This is a genomic window from Bacteroidales bacterium (assembly GCA_016707785.1).
Taxonomy (GTDB): domain Bacteria; phylum Bacteroidota; class Bacteroidia; order Bacteroidales; family UBA4417; genus UBA4417.
The window spans coordinates 17,273-29,635 of record JADJGZ010000030.1; the positions used below are offsets into that span (position 1 = coordinate 17,273).

At 37.7% G+C, this 12,363-nt stretch carries 15 protein-coding genes and 2 pseudogenes; 2 read left to right on the top strand and 15 right to left on the bottom strand.

Annotation, left to right across the window (positions count from 1 at the left end; genetic code table 11):
• Positions 1 to 9: 9 nt before the first annotated feature.
• Positions 10 to 318 (top strand): hypothetical protein, encoded by a 309-nt coding sequence (locus IPH84_15180; protein ID MBK7174535.1) that lies wholly within the window; start codon positions 10 to 12, stop codon positions 316 to 318.
• A gap of 362 nt (positions 319 to 680) precedes the next feature.
• On the top strand, positions 681 to 1,520 hold the full coding sequence (locus IPH84_15185; protein MBK7174536.1) for a hypothetical protein: 840 nt from the start codon (positions 681 to 683) through the stop codon (positions 1,518 to 1,520).
• Positions 1,521 to 2,034: 514 nt separating this feature from the next.
• Here IPH84_15185 and IPH84_15190 read toward each other — a convergent pair.
• The 15 genes and pseudogenes from IPH84_15190 to IPH84_15260 all read right to left on the bottom strand — a co-directional run bounded on the left by IPH84_15190 (position 2,035) and on the right by IPH84_15260 (position 12,253).
• Positions 2,035 to 2,523 carry a DUF4440 domain-containing protein gene (locus IPH84_15190; protein ID MBK7174537.1) on the bottom strand — a complete coding sequence of 163 codons (489 nt, stop codon included), beginning with the start codon at positions 2,521 to 2,523 and terminating at the stop codon, positions 2,035 to 2,037.
• 221 nt (positions 2,524 to 2,744) lie between these two features.
• Positions 2,745 to 3,761, bottom strand: coding sequence for an ACR3 family arsenite efflux transporter (gene arsB, locus IPH84_15195; GenBank protein ID MBK7174538.1), 1,017 nt, complete (start codon positions 3,759 to 3,761; stop codon positions 2,745 to 2,747).
• A 230-nt stretch (positions 3,762 to 3,991) separates the two neighbouring features.
• Complete coding sequence (locus tag IPH84_15200) at positions 3,992 to 4,378, bottom strand: four helix bundle protein (GenBank protein ID MBK7174539.1); 387 nt, start codon at positions 4,376 to 4,378, stop codon at positions 3,992 to 3,994.
• A gap of 127 nt (positions 4,379 to 4,505) precedes the next feature.
• Positions 4,506 to 4,937, bottom strand: coding sequence for an arsenate reductase ArsC (locus tag IPH84_15205; GenBank protein ID MBK7174540.1), 432 nt, complete (start codon positions 4,935 to 4,937; stop codon positions 4,506 to 4,508).
• Between the two features lie 2 nt (positions 4,938 to 4,939).
• On the bottom strand, positions 4,940 to 5,380 hold the full coding sequence (locus IPH84_15210) for an arsenate reductase ArsC (GenBank protein MBK7174541.1): 441 nt from the start codon (positions 5,378 to 5,380) through the stop codon (positions 4,940 to 4,942).
• Between the two features lie 148 nt (positions 5,381 to 5,528).
• Entirely contained in the window at positions 5,529 to 6,305 is a 777-nt protein-coding gene (locus IPH84_15215; GenBank protein MBK7174542.1) for an NAD(P)-binding domain-containing protein, read from the bottom strand.
• 129 nt (positions 6,306 to 6,434) lie between these two features.
• Positions 6,435 to 6,845: a rhodanese-like domain-containing protein gene (locus IPH84_15220; protein MBK7174543.1), complete on the bottom strand. Its 411-nt coding sequence runs from the start codon at positions 6,843 to 6,845 to the stop codon at positions 6,435 to 6,437.
• A 2-nt stretch (positions 6,846 to 6,847) separates the two neighbouring features.
• Positions 6,848 to 7,545: pseudogene (locus tag IPH84_15225) on the bottom strand (sulfite exporter TauE/SafE family protein).
• Between the two features lie 135 nt (positions 7,546 to 7,680).
• Complete coding sequence (locus IPH84_15230) at positions 7,681 to 8,034, bottom strand: four helix bundle protein (GenBank protein ID MBK7174544.1); 354 nt, start codon at positions 8,032 to 8,034, stop codon at positions 7,681 to 7,683.
• A 146-nt stretch (positions 8,035 to 8,180) separates the two neighbouring features.
• On the bottom strand, positions 8,181 to 8,507 hold the full coding sequence (locus tag IPH84_15235) for a hypothetical protein (protein MBK7174545.1): 327 nt from the start codon (positions 8,505 to 8,507) through the stop codon (positions 8,181 to 8,183).
• An 86-nt stretch (positions 8,508 to 8,593) separates the two neighbouring features.
• Positions 8,594 to 8,827 carry a TM0996/MTH895 family glutaredoxin-like protein gene (locus tag IPH84_15240; GenBank protein ID MBK7174546.1) on the bottom strand — a complete coding sequence of 78 codons (234 nt, stop codon included), beginning with the start codon at positions 8,825 to 8,827 and terminating at the stop codon, positions 8,594 to 8,596.
• A gap of 200 nt (positions 8,828 to 9,027) precedes the next feature.
• Positions 9,028 to 10,067 (bottom strand): annotated as a pseudogene (locus IPH84_15245) (permease).
• On the bottom strand, positions 10,057 to 10,386 hold the full coding sequence (locus IPH84_15250; GenBank protein ID MBK7174547.1) for a winged helix-turn-helix transcriptional regulator: 330 nt from the start codon (positions 10,384 to 10,386) through the stop codon (positions 10,057 to 10,059). Before IPH84_15250 ends, IPH84_15245 begins: the two are co-directional and overlap by 11 nt.
• A gap of 38 nt (positions 10,387 to 10,424) precedes the next feature.
• The gene (locus IPH84_15255; protein ID MBK7174548.1) at positions 10,425 to 10,952 is read right to left on the bottom strand and encodes a hypothetical protein; all 528 of its coding nucleotides are present in this window, start codon (positions 10,950 to 10,952) and stop codon (positions 10,425 to 10,427) included.
• Positions 10,953 to 11,059: 107 nt separating this feature from the next.
• Positions 11,060 to 12,253, bottom strand: coding sequence for a hypothetical protein (locus tag IPH84_15260; GenBank protein MBK7174549.1), 1,194 nt, complete (start codon positions 12,251 to 12,253; stop codon positions 11,060 to 11,062).
• Between the last annotated feature and the right edge of the window lie 110 nt (positions 12,254 to 12,363).

Here is a 12,363-nt window from a genome sequence, read left to right on the forward strand (position 1 = left end):
TAACCTTTCATGAAAAAGCAATCAGCCTTATTTTCTTATTCAGGAATCATACTTCTTGCTGTTATTTTGTTTTTATTGCCTTCCTGTTCCAATACCGAAAATGTAAGCGCCTGTCTGCATGGCCAAACTTATGGATTCTGGGGAGGTTTATTACATGGAATCATTGCTCCTGTAGACCTGATTATGATGTTATTCAGGGATGATATTTCTGTATATGCCCCAAATAATAATGGAGTCTGGTATGCCTTTGGTTTTGTATTAGGCAGTGGTGGCTGGGGATTTCTTGGAGGAAAAGGTGCCAGTAAAAAGAAAAGTTAATTGTAATATTTCTTGCTATTGAATAACCTCGCTGCAACCAGCGAAGCAACAAAGGCATTATTTCTATTCACCCCAAAAGAGGAGGACCTAATTCCATAAAAGATTAGAAAGTCCAGCACATAATAATTGACTTGAAGACTACACAGGCAGATTTCATCAGATAGGAAACTTGCTCAACAATTATAAATTTAAGCTTCGGGTATAGTCCTGCAATTGCTCGAATAGAAGAGGATCAATTTAAAAGAAACAGAAGGGTTAAAAAACAACCCTTGAATTGAAAAAAGTAAGAACAGTTTAGATATAGAATATTTAATTATAAACTATGTTGGCCGCCTGGCCAGCAATTTTAAAAACAATGTATCATGGATAAATTCCGGAACAAATACCGTATACAATCTACCCGTCTGCAGAATTGGGATTATGGTTCCAATGCGATGTATTATATTACCATATGCACACGTAAAAGGAAACACCATTTTGGCAGAATTGAAGGTGCTGTTATGAATTTATCAGAAATTGGAAAAATTTGTCAACAATTTTTGCACGACATTCCAATCCATTTTCCATATATAATATTAGATGAAATGGTCATTATGCCAAATCATATTCATGGTATTTTTATCATTGAAAATAATAATATCTCAAATTGTGATAAGATTGATGGAACCTTGGTTGGGAACGATTTTGCCGGGGACGAAATAACAGGAAACAATCCATTGGGGCATAAATCGATATGGAATGAAATGACCGAAAATGATCAATTTGGGAATGATTCATTCGGATTTAATTTGGTGGGGAATGATCCATTTGAAAATGATTCGGCGGAATATGACCCATTGGGGCATGATTCGGCGGAATATGACCCATTTGAATATAATTCGGCGGTAAATGGCCCATTTGTAGAGACGCCCAAATTGGGCGTCTCTACGGATGAAAATCCATCATCGAACCCAACAATTAATCCAAAACGCCGACAAACCATTAATGCATCACAAAAATGGAAATCCGGGACGATTGGGGTTGTATTAAACCAATTCAAACGTGCCGTTACCATCGATGCCAGGAAAATAAATACCGGTTTCGGATGGCAATCACGATATTATGACCACATTATCCGAAATGATGCCGATTATTGGCGAATCAAAAATTACATTATCAATAATCCTAAAAATTGGAATGAAGATGAATTTAACAAAACCTGATGGATACATGATTTATTTCGTCAATGAATAACGATCATGCATAATTGGAAATGTAGAGACGCCCAATTTGGGCGTCTCAAACGAACATATTTCGGTGGGGAATGACCCGTTCGGGTATAATTCGGGGGAATGGGGGTGATTGAGGGGTGATTTGCCCAATTGCCGTAGAGACGCCCAAATTGGGCGTCTCAAACGAACATATTTCGGCGGGGAATGACCCGTTCGGATATAATTCGGTGGGGAATGACCCGTTCGGATATATTTCGGTGGGGAATGACCCGTTCCGGTATGATTTGGTGGTGATTTGCCCAATTGCCGTAGAGACGCCCAAATTGGGCGTCTCTACGGAGGGGAAAACAAACATCGAATAAAATAATGGGTGGCAAAACGGATCAAACAACGGATTCATCAATCGATGCAATAATGCATCAAATCTCAAATCCAAAATGCCGGCGAACCCTGTAAAGATTGGAAATGTTTTATATCAATGCATACGTACCGTAACATCAAAGAATCATTTTTCCTCCATGGGATTTTTATCGGTATTCCAGGTTTCGATTTTGATTTTCAATGATTTATCCGGCTGAATTTCATAAACGGTCAGGTACTTACCTGCATCTTCGATGGGCTTGTCCATCCCAGGGTAGGTGAAACTGATTTTGTAGAATCCCACTTCTGTAACGAAATTGCCACTTACATAAACTTTATAGGTAGTTGGTTCAAATGAAGTCACTTTCATTCCTGATTTTTTCATAGCTTCATTCGATTTACGAAGGGCATCAATTCCCTCGATCATTGGCTCATAGGAAGGCATTGAGATAGCATCTTTTGCATACAATGCAAGGTTGGCATCTCCATTGCCCGAAAGCATGGCTTCCTTCATTGCAAGATTCATCTTTAAGATTTTATCCTTATACTCAGCCTCAGATTGAGCCACGGCTGCAGCGCTGAAAATGGTAACCACCAGGGTTGTGAACATCAATCGTAGAAATGTTGTTTTCATGTTTTTTAGGTTAAAGTGAATAATTGGGTTTGGTTTTCTACAATTAACAATTAAGTCTCAATTTTGATCATCTTGAGAAAGTTATCACCCACTAAAACTTAAGTTATTCAAAAAAAACTCACTGGAAACAAGCAATCCTTAACCACTAAAAAGATTGAATCCGGAATCAGGCACATCGCTGGAATCCGTTTGTGATATGCAAACAGGAATTGTACTAATAGCTACTTATTTAGAAAATATTTCTTCTGATAATAGAAAGCCAGGTTCACCAGTGCAATCATTACAGGTACTTCAACCAATGGGCCAATTACAGCCGCAAAAGCCTCTCCAGAATTCATTCCGAATATAGCAATGGCAACAGCAATAGCAAGTTCGAAGTTATTGCTGGCAGCGGTAAACGACAAGGTAACGGATTGCCCATATGTTGCATTAACTTTCCTGCTCATATAGAATGAAACAATAAACATTATAAGGAAGTAAATAAGGAGTGGGATAGCGATCAGGACAACATCCAAGGGTATTTTTACAATATACTCACCTTTGAGAGAGAACATTACGATGATTGTAAACAGAAGTGCTATCAGTGTAATCGGACTGATCTTTGGGATAAAGCGGGTATGATACCATTGTTTACCCTTTATTCTTACAAGTATATAGCGTGTCAGGAAACCTGCAATAAAAGGAATTCCCAGGTATATAAAGACACTCTCGGCAATTTGGGCAATGGTGATATTAGCAACTGCCTCATTAGTAGGTATTCCGAACCAACCAGGCAGAACTGCAATGAAAAAATATGCATATACTGAGAAAAATAGTACCTGGAAAATACTATTAAAAGCAACCAGTCCGGCAGCATATTGTGTATCACCTTTGGCAAGGTCGTTCCAGACTATCACCATTGCAATGCACCTTGCCAGTCCAATCATGATGATTCCATACATATATGGCAGGTTGGCATTATTTTCGCCCGGGAACAATTTGAAAAACACAACTGCCAGGGCAAACATCAATACCGGACCGATAACCCAGTTCTGAATCAGTGAGAGAGTCAATACCTTGTAATTACGAAAAACATCTCCAAGTTCTTCGTATTTCACTTTTGCCAATGGAGGGTACATCATAAGTATCAATCCAATAGCAATAGGAATATTGGTTGTACTTTCGGGTGACGACTTCAACGATTCCCAGAAATCAGCAATTGCTGGAAAAAAGTATCCTGACATCACGCCAATAAACATGGCGAGGAAGATCCATAATGTCAAATATCTATCGAGGAATTTGAGACGAGGGTTGTGAAGGCATGGGAATAATTTAAAAATTTAAAAATTCGGTAATTTAGAAATTAGTCTGTAAGTTGATACAAAAGATCATTTGCAGTGCTTTTATTGAGACTTAGGAGTGAAATGCTCAAAAAATCTCTCATACAATTAGTATCTTCTGATGATTACAAATATAGCATTTGAAATTTTCACTTCTTTATACTATTGTTAATCTGACCATCTCTTAATTGTTGTTTGGACGTACTCAGAATTTTCGAAAGTATCCTTAACAATTCCAGCAATAAATTATGGACCGATTCATCATAAGGGTAGTTATGAGCAAGTTTACATAATTGCATCCAGTAATCAGTTTCTTCGGCTTCCTTAGCAGCAATTTTCATCTTGTGAATAAAATCTTGCTTACTTTCAGCATTTTGTGCTTCGCGCACATTTGCTCCAATTGCGGTACCCGATTTAATAATCTGGCGAGCTATTATGTATTTATGCTCAGTTTCAAGTTTTTCAGCAAATCGAAGAACTTCAACAGCAAACATCAAAGATTTGCTGACGATAATATTTTCTTTGTCCGGCTTCATTTTAACAACTTTATTAAAAAAGAAATAATAAAAATATAATCACTAAATATTGCTATACCTATTAGGCTCCAGAAATTTCATCTATCGCTTACAGTATTGAAACTTATTGCATTTTTAAATTTGTAAATTACTCAATTTTCAAATTCATTTGATAAAACTTCCAAAATGATGTTTTTATCTCATCCCTCACCCTAATAAACTCTGAATGGATAAACTCTTCAGTGCCTGTAACATGGGAAGGATCATCAAAGCCAATATGGAGACGGTTTTTAACTTTACCAAAGAAGGCCGGACAGGTTTCGTTGGCACCTCCACACACGGTAATTACATAATCCCATTCTTCGTTGAGGTATAAGTCGACTGAATCGGAAGTATGATGACTGATATCAATTCCTGTTTCCTTCATTACTTCAACTGCTTTGGGATTCAATTTCCCGGAAGCTTCAGTACCTGCTGAACGGACGACCAGATTTTTATCAAAGGACTGCAGGAAACCATGAGCCATCTGGCTGCGGCAACTATTGCCTGTGCAAAGGATAAGTATTTTCTTTTGTTGCATTATTAAAAACTTATTGAATGATGATTACGAATGAACTTTTCAATTTCGTCCTTTATTTGATCCCTGACAATCCTGGTTTGTTGCAGTTTTGCTTCTTCGGTTCCTGTAAATGAAGATGGATCCTTGAATGACCAGTTGAATCGCTTCGCCATGCCGGGAAATATTGGACATCGTTCTGCACTGGCTTCATCACAGACAGCAATAACATATTGATAGTATTTGCCTTGCTTAAAAAAGTCGAAAACACCCTTTGTAGAATTCTTTGAAATGTCAATTCCAACCTCTTTCATCACTTCTACTACAAGAGGGTTCAACTTCCCCGGTTCCAGTCCTGCGCTTTCAGCAAGAAATTGCTCGCCCCCCATCAAATTTAAAAATGCCTCAGCCATCTGGCTCCGGGCTGAATTATGAACACAAACAAAAAGCACCTTAATCTTATTCATACTTTACCAGGATTGAATTTTGAACCAAAAGATCCTATCCAACTTAATAGATAAATCATTTCGTAAAATTACGAAACTATGTCTGGTAAACATTAATTTCAGATTAATTGTATTTTAAGAAATTATTAAGCAAGCTACTTAGTGTTTCTTAGGGTTGGATTTTCTCAAAAAGAGATAAGAGTTTCTCCTTATAAATCGATTTAATCTCTTCTTCATGGTCCCCAATAGGTTTTACAGGAATCAGGTCCATTACTTCCAATGCTGTCATTCCTGAATAGAAATAGGTCCGGATAGCGGCAAGCATCGTATCCCTGACCGAATTAAGGCTTTCCTCCTCAGTAAGTCCGATTTTGCAGCCCAGGTCAATGAGTTCCTTCCATTGAAACCAGAAATAGGTAGGTAGCATTGCAGAAAGGATAGCATATCCCTCAAGTTTATCCTCTGCAACTTCGAAAGTATGTCCCATCCTTCGTAAAATCCTGAGCAGAGCCTGCTTTTTGAAATCAGTAAATGTCTCTGCAAAAGTTACCGGGTTATAACCTTCATTAACAATAGAAGTTGCATTGGGAATCAGGCGGGCAAGATTTGGAATTTGGGGGAGAATGGAAGCCATTTTTGCCAGGCTGACTTTTGGAGCCAATGATATGACCATTGCCCCCGGTTTAAATGTGTGCTTTACCTCTTCAAGCATTTCCATAATAACAGGTGGATGCAGTGCAATGAAAACAATATCCTGGCTTGCAGCCTCAATAGCTGATTTGGCAAGTATAATATCAGGAAATTGTGCTTTTAGTTTTGATATGACATCCGCTTGAATATCGTACACAATGATGGATTTATACTCTGATTTGTTGTTTTTAATCACCTGGAGGAAGATTTTGGTGATTCTGCCACCTCCCAAAAAGCCTAAGGATTGTGTTTTCATAATATTTCAATTATTAAAGATCGCATTTATAAGATGTCACTACAACTTTCAACGTTTCAAAAAGATTTGTGTTTTTAGCAAATCAATTCTGTTTTTATCATTATAAGATCAAATTGATCAGTGATTTCATTATGAGGTAGGCCTGGATTTAATCATACACGGGCATTGACCATTCATGGATTCAATTTCCTTCTTCATTGGCAGGCCATCCTTTTCCCATTCAGCAATTCCCCCGGCCAGGTTGGCTACCTTTGTGAAGCCGGCATTCAGCAGCTTCCGGGTAGCATCCTTACTATGAATTCCTACGCAATCGGCAACAATCATTGCTTTGTCCCGGGGCAATGTTGACAATAGTTTATCGAAATTACTGAAAGGGCACCACAATGTACCACTTACACCGAAATCCTTGATGGCAATTTCAAAGTCTTCGCGTACATCGAGGATTACAGCGTCTTTTACAAGGCAAATAAGCGCCTGATTTCCTGTCAGATGCAGGATACCATCAATTTCAAATCCAAGGTTTTCAAAGTTTTCTTTCATCATTAAGCAAAATAAATCCACACAAAATAAAATCCTGTAAGAATAAAAAGTACGGCAACTATTCGCCTGAACCATACTTCAAATGTTTTTAGTTTATTGTAGAATTTACCGATTCCACCTAAACTGTATGCGAGTATATAAGACAGGAGAATTACAGGCAATCCGGTAGCAATGGCAAAATCCGGAAGAAGTAATAAACCCGAAGCCTGCGATAGCACCATGGGCATCAGCATACCGAAGTACAGAACTCCGCTGTAGGGACAAAAAGCCAGGGCGAAAATCATTCCAAGTAATAAAGCACCCGAACTGCTGCCAATTTTCACCCTATCAGCCAAACGTTGCATATAGGACCCTGAAGAACCAGGCAACCTGATAATCCCAAGCATAAACACTCCGATAATGATAAGCAAGGACCAATCCATTTTTCGCCATTGGCCTGGACTGCTCGGCTTACCTGGAACTTACTTGCCCCAAAGAAGATAATTGCTCCAAGAATTGTGTATGTGAGAGCACGTCCCAGGGTATAATATAAACCATTCAGAAATACTGTCCGGCGATTTTCAACATCTTTGCTGATATATGCAAGGGCTGTTATATTCGTAGCCAAAGGACATGGACTGATCGCAGTCATTAATCCTAACAGGAAGGCTGTCAGGAAAGGAAATGTGCTTTGGTCGATGAGGTTTTGAAGGAAATCCATTTTTTCAATTTGACAATTTGAGGATGTGGAGATTTGGGGATGAGGAGATGTGGAGATGTGGAGATGTGGAGATGTGGAGATGTGGGGATGTGGGATGAGGAGATGTGGAGATGTGGCTTAATAAGAGAGAAGCTATTAACTAGATGATTTTGAAGTAATTATGATTTTTGAAAGAATGTTTATTAAAGATTTTAGTTTTTCTCTAAGGTTTGTAGGTTGCGGATAATTAGCAGATAATTCACAGAGCAAAAGCCAATAGTCAGTTTCCTCAGCTTCTTTGGTTGCTATTTTGAGCTTATGAATAAAGTCAGCCTTACTTTCAGCATGTTGTGCTTCATGTACATTCGCACCAATAGAAGTCCCTGATTTAAGAAGTTGCTTGCTTAGAACATACTTTCTTGCTTCTTCCAATTTCTCAGAATAGGCAATTATGTCCAATGAAAACTCTATTGAGAGCTTAACAATCAAATTATCAGTTTCCTTTTTCATTTTTTTAGTTTCTTCTAATTCCCTGAGCTTCTGATCTCCTTATCTTCAAATCCTTCTATTCTCCATATCTTGTAATTCAAAATCTTATAATTTCCAAATCTTCTAATTCCCACATCTTCTAATTCCCACATCTTCTAATTTTCAAATTATTTTAAATTCTTCTCAATCTCCGCTTTAAGTCCTGCTATGAACTTTTCAGACTGATTGCGAGAATAACTGAAAGCAAAGTTGGTAAAGTCAGTTGTAGTCTCTTTTGAACCTCTCACTTTAGTAAGGTATAGGGATGAACCTTCTGCTTCATATTTTTCAACAAGTTTTTGATTTTTCTCCTCTTCCACATTCAGGCATTGAAAGCTGATGGTCCCGTCCTTTAATTGACTTGAAAAATAAGTATTCAAAGTCTTTAAAGTATTTTCTTCAATAGAAATACAGGTAGGGCAACGCCGTTCAGAATGAAAATACACAATCTTCAACTTTGCGGGCTTTTGAGCAAAAACCGAAACTATTGACAACAAAAAGATGGATGCAATGAGAATCTTTTCATTTTTTAATTTTTAAATTATTTAGTCAGCATTTCCTTAATTTCCTTGACTGAAGGGACACGTCCATACATCAGCACTTTTTCGTCTACAACAAGAGCAGGGGTGCGCATGACACCATAACTCATGATTTTCACGATGTCTTCTTCTTTAACTACCGTAGCATCAAGATTAAGTTCAGCTACGGCTTCCCTGGTTGCTCTTTCCAGGTTTTTACAATTTGCACATCCGGTTCCTAAGATTTTGATTTCCATTTTTTTTGATTTGAAAATTTGAAAATTTGAAAATTTGAAAATGTTTATTGCTCAAATACAAAACATTATTTCAAACAGTCTCATTCTCAAAATGGTTAATGATTTTTATTTTATTACTCCTTATGTTTTTTTCTGTCATCTTATTTTTCAATTGTTTGATTTAGAATGATAAACAGGTTTCAAATTACCTCATTTTCAAATTAGAAAATGTAATTAAACAAGAAACCAACAATTATAATACCTGTCCCCACAACACCAATAAAGGTGAAGATAAGCGGAAGCTTTAGTACTTTCCGGAGGATGATCATTTCGGGTAATGAAAGCCCAATTACTGACATCATAAATGCAAGAGCTGTTCCGAGAGCGGCACCTTTTTCAATTAATGCAGCAACAATGGGGATAATTCCTGCTGCATTGGAATAGAGAGGTACACCTATCAAAACTGAAAGTGGGACTGAATACCAGGCCGATTTGCCCATAAATGAGGCCATGAAATCCTGGGGACATAGCCGTGAACACCTGCACCAACGGCAATACCTATCATCACATAAATCCAGACTTTTCCAACAATTTCCTTTACTGCTTCAAAACCCATCTTTACACGAGTTGAAAAGGAAATTTTTTCATCTTCCATATGAGCACCGGCCTTGATCTCGAATACCCAGGGTTCAACCCATTTTTCTAGGCGCAACCTGCCAATAACCCATCCGGCAGTAATGGCAATAAATAGACCGGTAACCACATAAATAAGTGCTGTTTTCCATCCAAATAATCCAAAAAGCAGAACAATGGCCACCTCGTTTATCATGGGTGCTGCAATGAGAAAAGAGAAAGTTACCCCTAATGGAATGCCCGATTCAATAAATCCAAGAAATAGAGGTATAGCAGAACAAGAGCAGAAAGGGGTCACGATTCCAAGTGAGGCTGCCATTACATTTCCATTAAAAAGCGATTTGCCCTCCAGGGCTTTGCGTGTTCGTTCGGGAGAGAAATATGTACGGATTATGCCAACAAAGAAAATAATTAGAGCAAGTAGCATTAACACTTTGGGAACTTCAAAAATGAAGAAACGTAATGCTTCAGTAAAATGCGTTCCAGCGGTTAAACCCATAACATCGTCTACCAGCATATCCGTTAACCACTGTAGATTACGATAAAGCAGAAACCAAACAGGTATCAGGAGTAAAGGTAAAAACTTACTGATGCCCTGATAGCGGGTAGTATGTCTATTATCCGACATTGCAGGTAGTGGCTATAGGGGTTTTATCAGCAAGGAAAATGTCAAACAAGAATTTCGCCTGTTTCCAGTTTTCTTTATTGATACAATACTTTATAAATGGAGGGTTTATTTCTCCCTGGATAAGTCCGGCTGCTTTTAATTCCTTCAGGTGTTGGGAAAGGGTTGAGAGCGCGATCGGAAATTCGTCGGCAATGTTGCCACTATAGCAGCAACCGCGATCGGAAAGAATTTCAAGAATTTTAATACGGGCAGGATGACCCATGGCTTTAGCGAAACGGGCCAACTTTACCTGATCATCGGAATAAGGAATCTTCATTATGCATTTTATATTTCGCAAAAATACGAAATATTCAATTCCTAATCATTTTTACTAATATTTTTATTAAACTCTGATATCAAATTATCAACCTCCGACCCAGGGTCATATTGTTGGGTTAGGGCAGATAAATACAAACCAAAATCGACTGACAATGCAATATCATCTGCATAATAGGAGGGATTTTTCAGGAAGAAATTGTACTGTTTTAACAGATAATCGAAAGTGATTTGTGAATAATATCTGGCAGATTCAATATCCTTCAGTTCATAAAAAACCCAGACAACTCCAAGTAAACCCGGATTATACGCAGTGCTATCATATAGATAATTCTTAATATAGTGGTTGATAAGTACTCTTGCACTATCGTCCTTCCCTTCACTTATCAACTCATTTGCACATGTGTAGTAAAGTGTTCCGTAGAACTCAAGGTATGCCGACTGATGGAAATAAAATTTCTGATTAGGTGAATGCACATACGGAGGTGAATCAAGAATAAGTTTTTGATATTGAATATCTGGATCAAACTTTAAAACTGACTGATTACTGTCATCAGACCTGAATGGCATAAGTTTATAGTTTGGCCCTTCCATTTGCATAAATTCAGCAAGTGATTCAAAAAAACTGCAGTAAGTATGCGAAGTGAAGTAAATGGGTCGATCGAAATGACAGGTATTCAGAATATCCAGGAGAAGTACATCATTTTGATAGAGGAAACGGAAGAGAGTTCAATCTTTAATTTACTGGGGTCAGAAATTTCCAGGTTTTTATAATTAAAGTATGAAGCTGGTATTTCCTCTTTAGCAGTTGTAATTTCAATACTTTTCGAAGGGATGCAATCAAGTGTATCCATGTCAACTATCATCTTATCCATGACATTTTCTGATGCTATACATTGCAAAGCATACTGTAATTCTGTCAACGGATATATTTCATTTACATAAATTACAGGTTTTACTTCATTTATATAATCATTGGCAGGCAAAGTTGTTGCTAATGGCTGGCGACCTTGCAGCGGTTGGAAAAGGCAGGAAACATACTTCCCAATAAATAACATTCCATAATTAATAACCAGTACATCGCGCCTGAAATTCTCCATTTCCTGTAAATACAACGTTGTGTATGTATCCAGGTCACCTGCAGTAAATAGTATGGCATTTGAGTCGCAACTAGCAAGGTGTTTCCTGTACATATCCAGCGTAAAACTATCGAAAAGCCCTTCTTTTAATTCCTTCTTTGCTTCTTCATAACTATGATGCATAAATAAGGCCATATACGCAGCCATAAATTCAGTTGAATACTTGTTGTAAACATCCCCTACCAAGGTGATATAATCAGGATTTCTTTCCCAAAGTGTGTAATACAACTCTTCTGCTTTTTGCACGTAACTTCTATAAATGGAAAGCTGATCCAAGCTTAGTGATGTCTGTCCAGGGGCTGGTCTCAATTTTACTTTCCGGTTGGCAAATCCAACATTATCACCTATCAATTCAGAAGCATATGTACTATAGGCACGGGCTAATGACTCCAGCAGTGTATCATCAGGAGAATCACAAGAACTAAAATCATTTATAAGATCGATATTCCAACCAGCATATCCGTAATAAGGCGAGACATTGAAACAATATACATTTGATTTAATCTGAAGATATTGCCGTACATCCGATTCTGATGTTGATACAACCGCTTCGGGATAATCTATTTCGAGGTATTTTTTCTTCTTCAACGACCAAAAGAGTTCATCTTTTAATACTGAATCAGCAAGATAATAATAAGTATACACATGCCAGCCATCCTTCTTTTTTGCGAAGTTCAAGCCTTCATATGAATCAAATTCAGGTCTGGAATAGTTGCTAAAAAACTCTTTCAATACAGTCTTGTAACTTGGGAAGAGAGGATTGTGAGAATTTTTCCCGGCGACACTAACTAGTCCAAAAAAAAATAGGAGGAGAAGCAGTAAAAAAGATTTTCGAAATTGGA